Origin of the sequence: Pseudomonas sp. efr-133-TYG-23, assembly GCF_030209215.1 — a bacterium.
In the GTDB taxonomy this organism is placed as follows: domain Bacteria; phylum Pseudomonadota; class Gammaproteobacteria; order Pseudomonadales; family Pseudomonadaceae; genus Aquipseudomonas; species Aquipseudomonas rhodesiae.
The window spans coordinates 23,795-40,802 of record NZ_JARVSL010000031.1 but is presented as its reverse complement, the minus strand read 5'-3'; the positions used below and the strand labels follow the sequence as shown (position 1 = coordinate 40,802).

Below are 17,008 nucleotides of genomic sequence, written 5' to 3'. Positions count from 1 at the left end.
GCCCCATGAACTCCCTCCACGGCTTGATCGCTGCAGCCGCGTGCTTGTCCGCGCTCGGCTGCACCACCCCACAACCGAATACGGCCCCCATCAAAACCGAGTTACTGCTGCAAAGCAGCGAGTCATGGGACGGCACGCCTTACACGGCTTACCCTTCGGGCGCTCCACAGTTGACCCTGATACGTCTCAACATCCCTGCCAATACCCAATTGCCGTGGCACTCCCATCCCATTCCCAATACGGCGTATATCCTTTCCGGCGAACTGCTGGTCGAAGCCCGTGAGAGCGGTGCCACCCGCACATTGCGCCAAGGCGATACGCTGGCCGAAATGGTGGGCATCGAGCATCGCGGCAGTACGGGCGACACGCCGGTCGAACTGCTGGTGTTCTATGCCGGTAGCCCCGGTATACCGCTTTCGCAAACCCACTGACCGCCTTACGCAACGCAGGATCGTTTGCCCCAAACGATCCTGCCTTCGCACTTGCTGAACAAACACAACCATTTCGCACTATATTGGTGCGGCAAGTTGCACCCTACCCAACCCGCCAACCCATTTTGGTTCGAAACTTCACGATAAAGCTGGCAGAACGCCACAGTTTCGCGCCAAAAACCCTTATTTCAGGGCCTGCGCGCTTCTTTTCGGAGCCTTGGTTTGGTTTTTGCATTCTCTTGGTATCAGCGTGTGCCTCAAGCCCGCGCCTTGCTCCAAAAGAGGTCCTGATGACCATCAGCGATGCACTGCACCGTTTGCTACTCGACAACCTGACCACCGCGACCATCCTGCTCAATGACGATCTACGTCTTGAGTACATGAACCCGGCGGCGGAAATGCTCCTGGCCATCAGCGGCCAGCGCAGCCATGGGCAGTTCATCAGCGAATTGTTCACCGAGTCGGCCGAGGCCTTGAGTTCGTTGCGCCAGGCAGTTGAACAGGCGCATCCCTTCACCAAGCGCGAAGCGATGCTCACCGCCCTTACCGGCCAGACCCTCACCGTCGACTACGCCGTAACCCCGATCCTGAGCAACGGCGCCACCCTGCTGCTGCTTGAAGTACACCCCCGCGATCGCCTGCTGCGCATTACCAAAGAGGAAGCGCAGCTGTCCAAGCAGGAGACCAGCAAGATGCTGGTGCGCGGCCTGGCCCACGAGATCAAGAACCCACTCGGCGGAATCCGTGGCGCGGCGCAGTTACTGGCCCGCGAGCTGCCGGACGAGAACCTCAAGGACTACACCAACGTCATCATCGAAGAAGCCGACCGCCTGCGTAATCTGGTGGATCGCATGCTCGGCTCCAACAAGTTGCCGTCGCTGGCGCTGACCAACGTGCACGAAGTGCTGGAGCGCGTCTGCCAACTGGTCGAAGCCGAAAGCCAGGGCTGCATCACCTTGGTGCGCGACTACGACCCAAGCATCCCCGACGTGTTGATCGACCGCGAGCAGATGATCCAGGCAGTGCTCAATATTGTGCGCAACGCCATGCAGGCCATCAGCAGTCAGAACGAACTGCGCCTGGGCCGCATCTGCCTGCGTACCCGCGCCCTGCGTCAGTTCACTATTGGCCACGTGCGCCATCGCCTGGTGACTAAAGTCGAAATCATCGACAACGGCCCGGGCATTCCTGCGGAACTGCAGGAAACCATTTTCTTTCCCATGGTCAGCGGCCGCCCGGACGGTACCGGGCTGGGCCTGTCCATCACCCAGAACATCATCAGCCAGCACCAGGGCCTGATCGAATGTGAGAGCCATCCCGGCCACACCACGTTCTCGATCTTTCTGCCACTGGAACAAGGAGCCCCATCGACATGAGCCGTAGTGAAACTGTGTGGATCGTCGATGACGACCGTTCTATCCGCTGGGTCCTGGAGAAAGCCTTGCAACAGGAAGGCATGACCACCCAGAGCTTTGACAGCGCCGACGGCGTGATGAGCCGCCTGGCGCGCCAGCAACCCGATGTGATCATCTCCGACATCCGCATGCCCGGCGCCAGCGGCCTCGACCTGTTGGCGCGGATTCGCGAGCAGCACCCGCGCCTGCCGGTGATCATCATGACCGCCCACTCCGACCTGGACAGCGCCGTGGCGTCTTATCAGGGCGGCGCGTTTGAATACCTGCCCAAGCCTTTCGATGTGGACGAGGCCGTGGCGCTGGTCAAGCGCGCCAACCAGCACGCCCAGGAACAGCAGAACCAGGAAGCGCCGCCGACACTGACGCGCACCCCGGAAATCATCGGCGAAGCGCCGGCGATGCAAGAAGTGTTTCGCGCTATCGGGCGCTTGAGTCATTCCAACATCACCGTGTTGATCAACGGCGAATCGGGTACCGGTAAAGAGCTGGTGGCTCACGCCCTGCATCGTCACAGCCCACGGGCGGCCTCGCCGTTTATCGCCTTGAACATGGCGGCAATCCCCAAGGATTTGATGGAGTCGGAACTGTTCGGCCACGAAAAAGGCGCCTTCACCGGCGCGGCCAACCTGCGTCGCGGTCGCTTCGAACAGGCCGACGGCGGCACCCTGTTCCTCGACGAGATCGGCGACATGCCCGCCGACACCCAGACCCGCTTACTGCGCGTGCTGGCCGATGGCGAGTTTTACCGCGTCGGCGGGCATACCCCGGTGAAGGTCGATGTGCGAATCATCGCCGCCACCCACCAGAACCTGGAAACCCTTGTGCACGCGGGCAAATTCCGTGAGGACTTGTTCCACCGCCTCAATGTGATCCGCATCCATATCCCACGCATGTCGGATCGTCGCGAAGACATCCCGACCCTCGCCCGCCACTTCCTCAGCCGTGCCGCCCAGGAGCTGGCCGTCGAGCCGAAGCTGCTCAAGAGCGAAACCGAGGAATACCTGAAGAACCTGCCGTGGCCCGGCAACGTGCGCCAATTGGAGAACACCTGCCGTTGGATCACGGTGATGGCGTCCGGGCGCGAAGTGCACATCAGCGACTTGCCCCCGGAGCTGCTGAGCCTGCCGCAGGACTCCGCGCCGGTGACCAACTGGGAACAGGCCTTGCGCCAGTGGGCCGACCAGGCCCTGGCACGCGGCCAGTCGAACCTGCTGGACAGCGCCGTACCGGCCTTCGAGCGGATCATGATCGAAACCGCCCTCAAGCACACCGCCGGTCGCCGCCGCGATGCCGCTGTATTGCTGGGTTGGGGGCGCAATACCTTGACGCGCAAGATCAAGGAACTGGGCATGAAGGTGGATGGCGGTGACGATGACGAGGGCGACGACGCCTGATCTCCAATCTACCGAGGTCTAATGTGCAGGGGGCTTGCCCCCGATAGCAGTAGATCAGTCACAACCTCTGTGCCTGATACACCGCCATCGGGGGCAAGCCCCCTCTCACATTTTGACCGTCACAGAGCTTCACGGTCGTGCACCGATTCAATGCACCATGAACCGGCATCGGGCACCGATACGAGCGCCTGAACACCACCACCGCTAAGCAACGCTGCTGAGTTTAAACCGCCAAAGCCCCGAATTCCGGGGCTTTGCGCTTTTCGGCATGATTTTTTGGCGAAAATTGCAAACTCTGGCACGCGCCCTGCAATAACCCTGGCACTACCCAGTTTCGGGGACCTTGGTACAGGCAGGCCGAGAATCCCCTCTTTAACACCGAAGCTTTCACGGCTTCACCCCGTTTTGGGAGCCCTGGTACAGGCAGGCCGGGAACTCCCTCTTTTATTGCCCTTGGAGATGGATCTCCAGCCGCCAGCGGCCGTCGACCTCAGCGCCTTTCCACTCTCCGCGCAACGGCCGCGCCGCCACCAGGTTCAGCAGCAAGCCACCATCGGTCTTGCGAATGCGCCAATTCACGTCCTTATCGTTGACCTTGAGCTGCCCAGTGGCAGCCTTGCCCTGGGCGTCGAACAACAGCGCCACGGTGCCGTCGATGTGTTCGCCGTGCAGTTGGGGTTCACTGTTGAACCACACCACCACACCGTCCGGCGCCGTTTCGACCTGCTGCAACTCAACCGGGTCGGGAATGGTCAGGCGGCCGATCATCAGGCCCACCATCAAGCCGACAATCGCCAATGACCCCATAACCCTCGGCAATAGCTTCGGCCTTGGATCCTCTTCGGGGGTAGAATGCAGCGCATCTTTGCCTTCGGAGCCGTGCATGTTTCACGTCATCCTTTTTCAACCAGAAATTCCGCCGAATACCGGCAACGTTATCAGGCTGTGCGCCAACAGTGGCTGCCACCTGCATTTGATCGAGCCCCTGGGCTTTGACATGGACGACAAGCGTCTGCGCCGCGCGGGACTGGACTACCACGAGTACGCCACCCTCAAGCGCCATGCCGATTTGGCCAGTTGCCTGGAAAGCCTCGGCCATCCACGGCTGTTCGCGTTTACCACCAAAGGCTCGCGACCATTTCATGATGCCCGTTTTGCCGAAGGCGACGCGTTTCTGTTCGGCCCGGAAAGCCGTGGCTTGCCCGCCGATGTGCTCGACGCCCTGCCCGACGGCCATCGCCTGCGCCTGCCGATGCGCGAGGGCTGCCGCAGCCTGAACCTGTCCAATACCGTCGCCGTGGCGGTCTATGAAGGCTGGCGCCAACTCGGTTTCAAGTAATACACAAAACAAATGTGAGAGGGGGCTTGCCCCCCGATGGCGAAGTGTCAGTCAACTTATGTGTGACTGATCCACCGCAATCGGGGGCAAGCCCCCTCCCACATTGGGTGCTGCGTCGGTTGCAGATTACTGAACCGTCGGCGCGCCTTCCTGCTGCATACGCTGCAGCTCTTGCGCGTACAGGGCATCGAAGTTCACCGGCGCCAGCATCAATGCGGGGAACGAACCACGGGTCACCAGGCTGTCCAGGGTCTCGCGAGCGTACGGGAACAGGATGTTCGGGCAGAACGCACCCAACGTGTGGCTCATGGAAGCTTCGTCCAGGCCCTGTATCAGGAAGATACCGGCCTGTTGCACTTCAGCGATAAAGGCCACTTCTTCGCCGTTCTTGACGGTGACCGACAGGGTCAGCACCACTTCGTGGAAATCGCCTTCCAGGGCTTTCTGACGGGTGTTCAGGTCCAGGGCAACGCTTGGGGTCCACTCCTGACGGAAGATGGCCGGGCTTTTCGGCGCTTCGAAGGACAGGTCACGCACATAGATCCGTTGCAGCGAGAATTGCGGGCCTTGGGCTTCTGCTGCTTCAGTGTTCTGTTGATCAGTCATCGCAGATCCTTCTCTATCTTGGGGTCTTTAAGGGTTTGGGAGTCAGGCGGACAGCAGCGCATCGAGTTTACCGGCGCGCTCCAAAGCAAACAGGTCATCGCAACCACCGACGTGCCGGGTGCCGATCCAGATCTGCGGCACGGACGTACGCCCCGCTTTCTGGGCCATTTCGGCACGCACCTGGGGCTTGCCGTCGACCTTGATCTCTTCGAACGCAACGCCCTTCTTCTCAAGCAGGGCCTTGGCCCGCATGCAGTACGGGCACCAATCGCTGGAATATACGACGACCTGGCTCATATCACTTCACCAGCGGCAGGTTATCGGCGCGCCAGCTGCTGATGCCACCGGAGAGCTTGGCGGCGGTGAAGCCGCTCTTGAGCATCTCGCGGGCATGGGTACCGGCGTGCTGGCCCTGGGCGTCGACCAGGATGATGGTCTTGGCCTTGTGCTTTTCCAGCTCGGCCAGGCGGGCGATCAGCTTGTCCTGGGGGATGTTCAATGCGCCGACGATATGGCCGGTGGCGAAATCCTTGGCCGGGCGGATATCCACCACAACGGCCTCATCCTTGTTGACCAGTGCGGTCAGTTCCGACGTGCTCAGGCTGCGGCCACCACGGCTCATTTCATGAGCGATCAGCAGCGCCAGCAGAATGACAAAGGCACCCACGAGCAGATAATGGGCAGTGGCAAATGCAATCAGGTGATCAACCATCAAGGAGGTTCCAGGGCGTTAAAATGGCGGTAAGTATACACAGCCGCCAGGGGGGGCCAACCCCCGTAAAGCGGTGACGTGCTCGGAACTTCGCTTTAAACTGCCACTCCCTTTTCAATTGCCTTCCTTTATTAACGCCGCGAGAGGATCTATGACTACCACGCCTAAACCTTTGGTCCTGATAATTCTCGATGGCTTCGGACACAGTGAAAGCCACCACGACAACGCCGTATACGCGGCTAACAAGCCCGTCCTCGACCGCCTCACGGCCACCGTACCCAACGGCCTGATCTCCGGTTCGGGCATGGACGTGGGCCTGCCGGACGGCCAGATGGGCAACTCGGAAGTCGGCCACATGAATCTCGGCGCCGGACGAGTGGTCTATCAGGACTTCACTCGCGTGACCAAAGCGATCCGCGATGGCGAGTTCTTCGAGAACCCGACCATCTGCGCGGCGGTGGATGAAGCAGTCGCGGCCGGCAAGGCCGTGCACTTCATGGGCCTGCTGTCCGACGGCGGCGTGCACAGCCATCAGGACCATTTGGTGGCCATGGCCGAACTGGCCTTCAAGCGCGGCGCCGAAAAGATTTACCTGCACGCCTTCCTCGACGGTCGCGACACACCGCCTAAAAGCGCGCAATCGTCCATCGAACTGCTGGATGCCACCTTCACCGCTCTGGGCAAGGGCCGCATCGCCAGCCTGATCGGCCGTTATTTCGCCATGGACCGCGACAATCGCTGGGACCGCGTCTCCCAAGCCTACAACCTGATCGTCGACGGCCAGGCCGAGTTCAACGCCGCCACTGCCCAGGAAGGTCTCGAAGCCGCCTACGCCCGCGGCGAGAGCGATGAGTTCGTCAAGGCCACCACCATCGGCGATCCGGTCAAAGTCGAAGACGGCGATGCCGTGGTGTTCATGAACTTCCGTGCCGACCGTGCCCGCGAGCTGAGCCGCGTATTCGTTGAAGACGACTTCAAGGAATTCGAACGGGCCCGCCAGCCGAAAGTGCAATACGTCGGCCTGACCCAATACGCCGCCAGCATTCCCGCCCCCGCAGCTTTCGCGCCGGGCAGCCTGGACAACGTGCTGGGCGACTACCTGGCGAAAAACGGCAAGACCCAACTGCGTATCGCTGAAACCGAGAAATACGCTCACGTGACCTTCTTCTTCTCCGGCGGTCGTGAAGAACCGTTCCCAGGCGAAGAGCGCATCCTGATTCCATCGCCGAAAGTCGCCACCTACGACCTGCAGCCGGAAATGAGCGCACCGGAAGTCACCGACAAAATCGTCGACGCCATCGACCACCAGCGTTACGACGTGATCGTGGTCAACTACGCCAACGGGGACATGGTCGGCCATAGCGGCAACCTGGAAGCCGCAACCAAGGCGGTGGAATGCCTGGATACCTGCGTCGGCCGCATCGTCGACGCCCTGGAAAAAGTCGGCGGCGAAGCGCTGATCACGGCGGACCACGGCAACTGCGAGCAGATGTCCGACGAATCCACCGGCCAGGCTCACACCGCCCACACCACCGAGCCCGTGCCGTTCATCTACGTCGGCAAGCGCGATTTCAAAGTGCGTAAAGGCGGCGTGCTGGCGGATGTGGCACCGACCATGCTGATGCTGATGGGGCTGGAGAAGCCCAAAGAGATGACTGGCACCTCAATCCTGGTCTGATCCAAACAACAGTGTGAGAGGGCTTGCCCCTCCCACACTGGCTTTTAATGTTTGGAAGATATCTTTTTGCCATACCACCGCCACTCGGCGCCTATCTTGTCCGCTTGCCCGAATTGGGCGTTTTTTTTGCAGCGCTTGGCGGGCATACTAGGCCGTCCCTTTCCCCTGGTGTCGCCCGCCTCTATGCTCCGCGCCTTGATTACCCTTGCTCTTGTCTGCCTGCTCCAACCGGCGTTTGCCGACGAGCGCGCACAAACCCAACAACAGTTGGACGCTACGCGTCAGGACATTGCCGAGCTGAAGAAGCTGCTTGGCAAACTCCAGGAAGAAAAATCCGGAGTGCAAAAGGACCTGCGCGGTACAGAAACCGAAATGGGCAAGCTGGAGAAGCAAGTCCAGGAGTTGCAAAAAGAACTAAAGAAGAGCGAGTCGGAACTGGAGCGACTCGACGCTGAGAAAAAAAAACTCCAGAGCGCACGCGTTGAACAGCAACGCCTGATCGCGATCCAGGCCCGCGCCGCTTACCAGAGCGGCCGCCAGGAGTACCTCAAGCTGCTGCTCAACCAGCAAAACCCGGAAAAATTCGCGCGCACCCTTACCTATTACGATTACCTGAGCAAGGCCCGTCTGGAGCAATTGAAGAGCTTCAACGAGACCCTGCGCCAGTTGGTGAACGTGGAGCAGGAAATCGCCAACCAGCAGTCTCAGCTGGAGGACCAGAAAAGCAGCCTCAATGCCCAGCGCGACGAACTGGACAAGGTTCGCAAGGAACGCCAACTGGCGCTGGCCAAGCTCAACGACGACGTAAAAGCCCGCGATGCCAAGTTGCAGGCCCGCGAGCAGGACCAGGCCGACCTGGCCAAAGTACTAAAGACCATCGAAGAGACCCTGGCCCGCCAGGCGCGCGAGGCCGAAGAAGCGCGGCAAAAAGCGCTGATCGCCCAGCAGGAAGCGGAAAAAAAGCGTCAGCGCGAAGCTGAACTGGCGGCCACCACCGACGCTCCGGCACCGCGCAAACCGGCACATACAGCGCCGGGGCCACTGGTTTCCAGCGCCGGCGAGTCCTTCGGCGGCCCCTTTGCTTCGGCGCGCGGCAAACTTCCATGGCCAGTTGATGGTCGACTATTGGCACGCTTTGGGGAAACCCGTGGCGATGACACCCGCGCCAAATGGGACGGGGTGATGATCAGCGCCGCCGCCGGCAGCCCGGTCCACGCCGTACACGGCGGGCGCGTGGTGTTTGCCGATTGGTTGCGCGGCGCCGGTTTGTTGGTGATTCTCGACCACGGCAATGGCTATTTGAGCCTTTACGGCCACAATCAGACATTACTCAAGTCGGCAGGTGATGTTGTAAAAGCCGGTGAGTCCATCTCCACTGTCGGTAACAGTGGCGGCCAGGACACCCCGGCGCTGTACTTCGCTATTCGTCAGCAGGGTCGCCCGAGCGATCCCGCACAATGGTGCAGAACCCAAGGATAAGGGTCGCATCTACATTAGGAGTTCGTTCGACATGCTGCATTTGTCCCGCCTCACTTCGCTGGCCCTGACGATCGCTCTGGTGATCGGCGCGCCTCTGGCTTTGGCCGACCAGGCCGCTCCGGCTGCACCCGCCGCCACCGCCGCGACCACCAAGGCGCCGTTGCCGCTGGATGAGCTGCGCACGTTCGCCGAGGTCATGGACCGGATCAAGGCAGCCTATGTCGAACCCGTGGACGACAAGACCCTGCTGGAAAATGCCATCAAGGGCATGCTCAGCAACCTCGACCCACATTCCGCCTACCTGGGCCCGGAAGATTTCGCCGAGCTGCAGGAGAGCACCAGCGGTGAATTCGGTGGCCTGGGCATCGAGGTCGGCTCCGAAGACGGCAATATCAAAGTGGTCTCGCCGATCGACGACACCCCTGCTTCCAAGGCCGGCATCCAGGCTGGCGACTTTATCGTCAAGATCAACGGTCAGCCGACCCGCGGCCAGAGCATGACCGAAGCCGTCGACAAGATGCGCGGCAAGATCGGCCAGAAAATCACCCTGACCCTGGTGCGCGACGGCGGTAACCCGTTCGACGTGACGCTGACCCGCGCGACCATCACGGTCAAGAGCGTGAAGAGCCAGTTGCTGGAGTCGGGCTACGGCTACATCCGCATCACCCAGTTCCAGGTCAAGACCGGCGACGAAGTAGCCAAGGCCCTGGCCAAGCTGCGCAAGGACAATGGCAAGAAACTCAACGGCATTGTGCTCGACCTGCGCAATAACCCAGGCGGCGTCTTGCAGTCGGCGGTGGAAGTGGTGGACCACTTCATCACCAAAGGGTTGATCGTGTACACCAAGGGCCGTATCGCCAACTCCGAGCTGCGCTTCTCGGCCACCGGTAACGACCTCAGCGAGAACGTGCCATTGGCCGTACTGATCAACGGCGGCAGTGCCTCGGCCTCGGAGATCGTCGCCGGCGCTCTGCAAGACCAGAAGCGCGGCGTGCTGATGGGCACCACCAGCTTCGGCAAAGGCTCGGTACAGACCGTGCTGCCGCTGAACAATGAGCGCGCCCTGAAGATCACCACCGCGCTGTACTACACGCCGAACGGCCGTTCGATCCAGGCCCAGGGCATCGTGCCGGACATCGAAGTGCGCAAAGCCAAGATCACCAACGAGATCGACAGCGAGTACTACAAAGAGGCCGACCTGCAAGGTCACCTGGGCAATGGCAACGGCGGCGCCGATCAGCCGACCGGCAGCGGCGCCAAAGCCAAGCCGATGCCCCAGGACGATGATTACCAACTGGCCCAGGCGCTGAGCCTGCTCAAGGGCTTGAGCATCACGCGCAGCCGTTGATATGCGTTTTGCCCTGATCATCGCCGTGCTGTGCAGCCTGGCAGGCGTCGCCCATGCGACGCCTGCCAGCGAGACACACAAAGCCTACCTGACCCTCATCATCGACGACCTCGGGCAAAACCTGCCCAGGGATCGTCGCGTGCTGGCCCTACCCGGCCCGGTAACCACCGCGATCATGCCCGACACGCCCCACGCCGCCGAATTTGCCCGCGAAGCGCACAAGGCCGGCAAGATCGTGATCCTGCACATGCCCATGGACCCGGCCACGGGCCCGTTCGCCTGGCACCCGGAGCTACCGATCGAAGAACTCGGCAAACGCTTGGAGGCTGCGTTCGACGCTGTGCCGTTTACCGCTGGCATCAATAACCACATGGGCAGCCGCATGACCGCCCAACCGCAGGCCATGGCCTGGTTGATGGGTGAATTGCAACGGCGCCACAAGTTCTTCGTCGACAGTCGCACCAGCGCACAAACCGTGGCCGCCGCCGAAGCACAGAAAATCGGCCTGGCCAGTGTCTCGCGGGATGTGTTTCTCGACGACGAACGCACCGAAGCGGCCATCACCACGCAGTTGCAAACCGCGATCAAGCTCGCCCACAAACAGGGCTCAGCGGTGATGATCGGCCACCCTTATCCACAGACCCTGGCGGTGCTGGAACGTGAGCTGCCCAAGCTCAAGGCTCAGGGCGTCGAGTGGATCGATATCAAGTCGATGATCAGCGTGCGTAGCAACCGTGCGATGGCAGGCCACGGTCGAGACGGCACTTACCGGCCGGCCCCTAGATAACTACAGCTCGTCGCGCTTCCCGGTCCTGAATAGTGAACCCTCCGTTCACTCTTCAAGGGCATTTCATGAACACCATCAGCGTGGTTATTTCGGGGCTGCTGCTCGGTAGCCTCAGCGGCTTGCTGTATGCCGCACCCAAGGATTTCGGCGAAGGCTTGGTCAACCACCACTCAGCCCGCTTGCTGAGCAATGCACAGCATCAGCACGATCATTGGAGCGGCGTGGGTCGCATCAGAAACGAAAACCAAACCCTCTGCACCGCCAGCCTACTGGACACTCGCAGCGCCGAAGGCATATCCGGGCCGGCCTATGTGCTGACCAGCAGCCACTGCCTGCATCGCCTCAACGGCGCCGTGCAGCGGGATCTGCCGATCAAGGGCAGTATCAGCTTCAATTACTTTGACGACACCCTCGAAACCATCAAGACCTTCCCCCTCAAAACCTTGAAATGGGGCAGCAGCCAAGGTGTGGACTTGGCGATCATTGAGTTGCAGGCGTCACTGGCCGATTTAATTAAAGCCGGCATCACCCCGCTGAAGCTGGCCAGCCAAGTCCCGGCTACGGGGGATGACATTCTCGCCTTGGCTGCGCCGGAATGGGACACCTTGCATCTATCCGCTTGCAGTCAACAGGTCTCACAGGAATTGGTGGAGCAACCGTTCGTATGGCGCGTCACCATGAAGAACCAATGCAAGAACATCGGCCTCGGCGGTTTCGGCGGGCCCTTGCTCGACCGCGCCACCAATACCCTGTTCGGCGTCCTCAGCACCAGCACCGCCGGCCAGCCCGAGGAGCGCAAATGCCAACGCGACGCCCCCTGTGAAATCCAGAATGGCATGCCCCTCTGGCACCCGGATACCAACTACGGCAGCCCGGTGACCTTTCTGAGTGCGTGTTTCGTCGATGGCATGCTCAAGGCCGACGACGAACACTGCGAGCTATACCCGACCACGTCCATTACGTTCAGGAACCCTGAGCCTATCCAGCAATACTTCCTGAAAAGAACCGGCAGCCGACAGCAGAACATCGTGCCGCGGTGGAACCTGGCGTTCACCGTCAACACACCGTTCTATCGATACAAAACCACTCGCCGCGCGATTGATTGCGAAAATCCGGTGTCCTACAGCGCGCCCATCAGCGCGGTAGACGCCTTTGTGAAGGATCCCATCGGACCGCAAACCGGCATGCACATGTTGTGTATCGTCGGTGTGAGTTCCGCCGATCAGCGGACCACCCATGGCATGATGAGAAACGCCCTGACCCTGGCGGTAGAACTAGCCGAACCTGGACCGGCACGCACACCCAACCTGACAATTAGCTTGGATAAACAAGGTTCGGCGGCCTACACGGTTATCTGGAACCTGGCCCCTCCCTTTATGAGTCGCTACACCTACAAATATGGTCCGGCCGCCACCACCGATTGTCTGCGGCCTGTTGATTACCACAACATCCCTGAACCCGTTCCGGCTGAAGACGATGACATCATCGATCTGTTCTACGCCCCCAATGACGCTTCCGATGGTTCTCAGGAAAAGTACGCTCAGCTCATCAATGCCTGGAGCACGCCGTACAAGATCTGCACCTATGCGTTTGACCAGGCGGATCAGCCGTCGACCCTGCGCGTGGACCTGCTCAAGCCGCGCTAATCACCCAACCACAAAACGGGTAAGGCAATCTCCAAGTGGAACAACAAAGGCCAACACCGCAGGCAGGTGTAGCTAGAGGTAACGCCCCATGATCTCGCTGACCACGCCGTCTTTGCGCAACTGATCCAGTGCAGCTTGCAGCTTGGCGACGACGTCATCGGGCACGTTTTTATTCAAGGCCAGGTACAGCTGAGCACTGTTGAAACGCAGCACTGTCTTGAGCCCTGTCACCCCCACCTGACGCGCCAGGTAGCGCCCGGCCGGATCACCGGTGGCCCACAGGTCGATCTGGCCCTCCAGCAGTTTTTGCGCATTGTCTTGATCCCGTAGCACCACTACGGGGTTGAGACCTTGCTTCTCCAGGGTCTCGGCAATGGCATCGCCTTTGTAGGCACCGATCTTGTAGCGCCGAGCCTGCCCCAGTTCATCGAGCTGAATCTTGCTGTCTGCCTTTGCCAGTAGCACCCAATCATCCGGGCCGATGGGGCCGACCCATTTGAACAGCGCTTCGCGGTCCGGCAGACGCGCCATCACGAACACACCGTAACCAGGATTTTCCAGGGCGAGTTTATAGATCCGCTCCCAAGGAAAACGCAGGGTGAGGTTGTAGGAAATGCCCGCGCGCTTGAAGGTCTCGCGCACGATGTCCACGGCGATACCTTCGATGTTCTCGTCCTTGGCGAAGTTCTTGCCGTTTTTCGCCATGTTGTAAGGCGGGAAATTTTCCGTGAGCAGCACCAGAGAGGTGCCAGGCGCCTCTTCGGCGTAGGCCGGACCGACCAACAGGGCGCAAGTACTGGCGAGGGTGAGCAGCAGGTGTTTGAACATGAAGGTTACCGAAATCCATGGCAAGCGCAGAGAGTGCCGCGCGCCTGCCATGGTGTCCAGCAACGTTTAGCGGACGACGATACCGCGTGCCGCCATGTAGGCTTTGGCCTCAGGGACAGTGTATTCGCCGAAGTGGAAAATACTCGCCGCCAGCACCGCGCTGGCGTGGCCTTCGATGACGCCATCGGCCAGGTGTTGCAGGTTGCCGACACCGCCGGAGGCGATCACCGGAATGCCCAGCGCGTCACTGATGGCACGGGTCACGCCCAGGTCGAAGCCGTTTTTCATGCCGTCCTGATCCATGCTGGTCAACAGGATTTCACCGGCGCCCAGGCCTTCCATTTTCATCGCCCACTCCACCGCGTCGAGCCCGGTGGGCTTGCGGCCGCCGTGGGTGAAGATCTCCCAGCGCGGGGTTTCGCCGGGGCCGGAGACCTTCTTGGCGTCGATGGCCACCACGATGCATTGCGAGCCGAAGTGCTGCGCGGCTTCGCCGACGAATTCCGGGTTGAACACCGCCGCGGTGTTGATCGACACCTTGTCCGCGCCGGCATTGAGCAGGTTGCGGATGTCTTGCACGGTGCGCACGCCGCCGCCCACGGTGAGCGGGATAAACACCTGGCTGGCCATGCGTTCGACGGTATGCAGGGTAGTATCGCGGCCGTCGACGCTGGCGGTGATATCGAGAAAAGTAATCTCGTCGGCACCTTGCTCATCGTAGCGACGGGCGATTTCCACCGGGTCGCCGGCGTCACGGATGTTCTCGAACTTGACGCCCTTGACCACGCGACCGTTGTCGACGTCCAGGCAAGGGATGATGCGCTTGGCTAAAGCCATGGGCTTATCTCCGATAAGAGTTGCAAGCTTTGAGCTATAAGCTGCAAGTAGAAGCAGATCTGCTTTTACTTGCAGCTTGCAGCTTACGACTTGGAGCTGGCCGCGTAGCTATCACAAAAAGCCTGAGCTTCAGCCACGTCCAGCGTGCCCTCATAGATCGCACGGCCGGTGATCGCGCCGATGATGCCGGGGGCCTTGGCGTCCAGCAGCGACTTGATATCGCCCAGGTTGTGAATGCCGCCCGAAGCGATCACCGGGATGCGCGTGGCCGCAGCCAATGCGGCGGTGAACGGCACATTGCAGCCCTGCATCATGCCGTCTTTGGCGATGTCGGTGTAGACGATGGCGGACACGCCGTCGGCTTCAAACTGCTTGGCCAGGTCGATCACCTGCACGGTGCTGATTTCCGCCCAGCCGTCGGTGGCGACGAAACCGTCCTTCGCATCCAGGCCCACGATCACTTTGCCGGGAAACGCGCGGCAGGCTTCGGCAACGAAGGCCGGGTCTTTCACGGCCTTGGTGCCGATGATCACGTAGCTCACGCCAGCTTTGACGTAATGCTCGATGGTTTCCAGGGAGCGGATGCCGCCGCCGATCTGGATCGGCAGGTTCGGGTAGCGCTTGGCGATCGCGGTAACCACTTCACCATTGACCGGCTGGCCCTCGAAGGCGCCATTCAGGTCCACCAGATGCAGACGACGGCAGCCCCCTTCCACCCATTTGGCAGCCATGCTGACCGGGTCATCGGAGAACACGGTGGAGTCTTCCATACGGCCTTGACGCAGACGTACGCAGGCGCCGTCCTTGAGATCGATAGCGGGGATAATTAGCATGCTTTTCCTTCGTCAAAGAGCTGCAAGCTGCAAGCTATAAGCTGCAAGCAAGCACGCGTATCAATTCTTGCAGCCTGGGCTTGAAGCTTTCAGCTGCTCTTTTCAAGCGACCACAGGTCGCTTTCGATGCTTTCGAACCTTTCTTTAAGGAGCGTCTGCGTATCGAAAATCGCCCTGTTGTAATAGTGCGGTGCCACTTCGTTAGTGAACAACTCAAGGATCTCGGCGACCTCGAACGAGCCCAACTTGAGCTCGAAGCGATCCTCCATGAAGCGCTTGATCTTGACGGTAGCCTCACTCTCCTGCTCGGGAGTGAGGGTCAAGATCGGCGGCTTCGGCTTCCTGGCCATTTACCAGCGTCCATCCCAGGCGGCGAAGTTCTGCAGCAATTGCAGGCCATGGGTATGGCTTTTCTCCGGGTGGAACTGCACGGCAAAACGCGAGCCTTCGGCCAGCGCCGCGGCGAAGTCGACGCCGTAGTGCCCGCCACCCACTACCTGACGCGGGTTACCGGCGGCAATGTAGTAGCTATGCACGAAGTAAAAGCGCGCCATGTCGGGGATGTCGTGCCACAGCGGATGGTCCACGGTCTGGCTGACTTGGTTCCAGCCCATGTGCGGGACCTTGAGATGGGCACCGTCTTCGTGCAGGTCTTTGCCGAAGAACTTCACCTGGCCAGGAAACAGACCGATGCAGTCGACGCCGTCGTTCTCTTCGCTGCGTTCGAGCAAGGCTTGCATGCCCACACAGATGCCGAGGAACGGCCGGTCCTGGCTGACTTCGCGCACCAGGCTGTCAAAGCCCAGGCGGCGGATCTCGGCCATGCAATCGCGAATCGCACCGACGCCGGGGAACACCACCCGGTCGGCCTCGCGAATAACTTTGGCATCGCTGGTGATCAGCACCTTGCCGGCCCCTACATGTTCGAGGGCCTTGGCCACCGAGTGCAGGTTACCCATGCCGTAATCGATAACCGCGACCGTCTGCATTACAGAACGCCCTTGGTCGATGGCATTTGCCCAGCCATGCGCTCGTCCAGCTCCACGGCCATGCGCAGGGCGCGGCCGAAGGCCTTGAACACGGTTTCGATCTGGTGGTGGGTGTTGGTGCCGCGCAGGTTGTCGATGTGCAGGCTGACCAGGGCGTGGTTGACGAAACCCTGGAAGAATTCCTGGAACAGGTCGACGTCGAAGCCACCTACGGTGGCGCGGGTGTAGGGCACGTGCATCTGCAGGCCCGGGCGGCCGGAGAAGTCGATGACCACGCGCGACAGCGCTTCGTCCAGCGGCACATAGGCATGGCCGTAGCGACGGATACCTTTCTTATCGCCGATGGCCTTGGCAAACGCCTGGCCGAGGGTGATGCCGACGTCTTCCACGGTGTGGTGGTCGTCGATGTGCAGGTCGCCCTTGCAGACGATATCCAGGTCGATCAGCCCGTGACGGGCGATCTGGTCCAGCATGTGCTCAAGAAAAGGTACACCGATATCAAATCGGGCCTTTCCGGTGCCATCCAGGTTGATCGAGGCTTTGATCTGGGTTTCCAGAGTGTCGCGCTCGACGGACGCCATACGTTCGGCCATCACCAGCTCCGCAAAATCATTGGGCGAAAAAGGCAGCCATTATAGGGGCGCGGGCGCTAAACAGAAACATCGAAGGGGATAAGACTGATGGAG

Annotated in this window: 19 protein-coding genes; 9 read left to right on the top strand and 10 right to left on the bottom strand. The window is 60.7% G+C overall.

From position 1 onward, the window contains the following. The first annotated feature begins 5 nt into the window (after positions 1-5). The 3 genes from QRN41_RS20980 (at position 6) to ntrC (ending at position 3,240) form a co-directional block, all read left to right on the top strand. Positions 6-431, top strand: a complete 426-nt coding sequence (locus tag QRN41_RS20980) for a cupin domain-containing protein (protein WP_285422093.1) — start codon at positions 6-8, stop codon at positions 429-431. 290 nt (positions 432-721) lie between these two features. Next, positions 722-1,807 (top strand): nitrogen regulation protein NR(II), encoded by a 1,086-nt coding sequence (gene glnL / locus QRN41_RS20975; RefSeq protein WP_034095449.1) that lies wholly within the window; start codon positions 722-724, stop codon positions 1,805-1,807. After that, positions 1,804-3,240, top strand: coding sequence for a nitrogen regulation protein NR(I) (ntrC, locus tag QRN41_RS20970; protein ID WP_034095448.1), 1,437 nt, complete (start codon positions 1,804-1,806; stop codon positions 3,238-3,240). The genes glnL and ntrC overlap by 4 nt, the downstream gene beginning before the upstream one ends. Before the next feature lie 444 nt (positions 3,241-3,684). Here ntrC and QRN41_RS20965 read toward each other — a convergent pair whose 3' ends face one another. Continuing rightward, positions 3,685-4,125: a hypothetical protein gene (locus tag QRN41_RS20965; protein ID WP_278406096.1), complete on the bottom strand. Its 441-nt coding sequence runs from the start codon at positions 4,123-4,125 to the stop codon at positions 3,685-3,687. On the opposite strand from QRN41_RS20965, the gene QRN41_RS20960 reads away from it, so the two are divergent. Continuing rightward, positions 4,124-4,579, top strand: a complete 456-nt coding sequence (locus QRN41_RS20960; protein ID WP_167416725.1) for a tRNA (cytidine(34)-2'-O)-methyltransferase — start codon at positions 4,124-4,126, stop codon at positions 4,577-4,579. The two genes, QRN41_RS20965 and QRN41_RS20960, sit on opposite strands and share 2 nt — an antisense overlap. Before the next feature lie 126 nt (positions 4,580-4,705). Here QRN41_RS20960 and secB read toward each other — a convergent pair whose 3' ends face one another. Genes secB through QRN41_RS20945 form a run of 3 tightly spaced genes read right to left on the bottom strand, consistent with a single transcriptional unit; the run spans position 4,706 to position 5,897 of the window. Then, complete coding sequence (gene secB / locus QRN41_RS20955; RefSeq protein ID WP_014716520.1) at positions 4,706-5,185, bottom strand: protein-export chaperone SecB; 480 nt, start codon at positions 5,183-5,185, stop codon at positions 4,706-4,708. A gap of 42 nt (positions 5,186-5,227) precedes the next feature. After that, on the bottom strand, positions 5,228-5,482 hold the full coding sequence (gene grxC, locus QRN41_RS20950; RefSeq protein ID WP_094065191.1) for a glutaredoxin 3: 255 nt from the start codon (positions 5,480-5,482) through the stop codon (positions 5,228-5,230). Position 5,483: 1 nt separating this feature from the next. After that, on the bottom strand, positions 5,484-5,897 hold the full coding sequence (locus QRN41_RS20945; RefSeq protein WP_034095444.1) for a rhodanese-like domain-containing protein: 414 nt from the start codon (positions 5,895-5,897) through the stop codon (positions 5,484-5,486). A 151-nt stretch (positions 5,898-6,048) separates the two neighbouring features. Between QRN41_RS20945 and gpmI the strand changes: the two genes are divergently transcribed. From gpmI to QRN41_RS20920, 5 genes are all read left to right on the top strand, one after another. Then, on the top strand, positions 6,049-7,575 hold the full coding sequence (gpmI, locus tag QRN41_RS20940) for a 2,3-bisphosphoglycerate-independent phosphoglycerate mutase (protein WP_285422092.1): 1,527 nt from the start codon (positions 6,049-6,051) through the stop codon (positions 7,573-7,575). A 183-nt stretch (positions 7,576-7,758) separates the two neighbouring features. After that, complete coding sequence (locus QRN41_RS20935; protein ID WP_034136535.1) at positions 7,759-9,054, top strand: murein hydrolase activator EnvC family protein; 1,296 nt, start codon at positions 7,759-7,761, stop codon at positions 9,052-9,054. A gap of 31 nt (positions 9,055-9,085) precedes the next feature. After that, the gene (locus QRN41_RS20930) at positions 9,086-10,402 is read left to right on the top strand and encodes a S41 family peptidase (protein WP_034095441.1); all 1,317 of its coding nucleotides are present in this window, start codon (positions 9,086-9,088) and stop codon (positions 10,400-10,402) included. A 1-nt stretch (position 10,403) separates the two neighbouring features. Beyond that, positions 10,404-11,189: a divergent polysaccharide deacetylase family protein gene (locus QRN41_RS20925; protein WP_034136534.1), complete on the top strand. Its 786-nt coding sequence runs from the start codon at positions 10,404-10,406 to the stop codon at positions 11,187-11,189. A 65-nt stretch (positions 11,190-11,254) separates the two neighbouring features. Next, complete coding sequence (locus QRN41_RS20920) at positions 11,255-12,835, top strand: trypsin-like peptidase domain-containing protein (RefSeq protein WP_285422091.1); 1,581 nt, start codon at positions 11,255-11,257, stop codon at positions 12,833-12,835. Between the two features lie 72 nt (positions 12,836-12,907). Here QRN41_RS20920 and QRN41_RS20915 read toward each other — a convergent pair whose 3' ends face one another. The 6 genes from QRN41_RS20915 to hisB form a co-directional block, all read right to left on the bottom strand. After that, positions 12,908-13,663 carry a substrate-binding periplasmic protein gene (locus QRN41_RS20915; RefSeq protein ID WP_167416723.1) on the bottom strand — a complete coding sequence of 252 codons (756 nt, stop codon included), beginning with the start codon at positions 13,661-13,663 and terminating at the stop codon, positions 12,908-12,910. Positions 13,664-13,729: 66 nt separating this feature from the next. Then, positions 13,730-14,500, bottom strand: coding sequence for an imidazole glycerol phosphate synthase subunit HisF (gene hisF / locus QRN41_RS20910; protein WP_003171107.1), 771 nt, complete (start codon positions 14,498-14,500; stop codon positions 13,730-13,732). Positions 14,501-14,583: 83 nt separating this feature from the next. After that, positions 14,584-15,333 (bottom strand): 1-(5-phosphoribosyl)-5-[(5-phosphoribosylamino)methylideneamino]imidazole-4-carboxamide isomerase, encoded by a 750-nt coding sequence (gene hisA, locus QRN41_RS20905; protein WP_034095437.1) that lies wholly within the window; start codon positions 15,331-15,333, stop codon positions 14,584-14,586. A gap of 89 nt (positions 15,334-15,422) precedes the next feature. Beyond that, complete coding sequence (locus QRN41_RS20900) at positions 15,423-15,683, bottom strand: DUF2164 domain-containing protein (protein ID WP_034136530.1); 261 nt, start codon at positions 15,681-15,683, stop codon at positions 15,423-15,425. After that, positions 15,684-16,322, bottom strand: coding sequence for an imidazole glycerol phosphate synthase subunit HisH (gene hisH, locus QRN41_RS20895; protein WP_034095435.1), 639 nt, complete (start codon positions 16,320-16,322; stop codon positions 15,684-15,686). It abuts the gene before it with no gap. Next, positions 16,322-16,915 (bottom strand): imidazoleglycerol-phosphate dehydratase HisB, encoded by a 594-nt coding sequence (gene hisB, locus QRN41_RS20890; RefSeq protein ID WP_034095434.1) that lies wholly within the window; start codon positions 16,913-16,915, stop codon positions 16,322-16,324. Before hisB ends, hisH begins: the two co-directional genes overlap by 1 nt. Between the last annotated feature and the right edge of the window lie 93 nt (positions 16,916-17,008).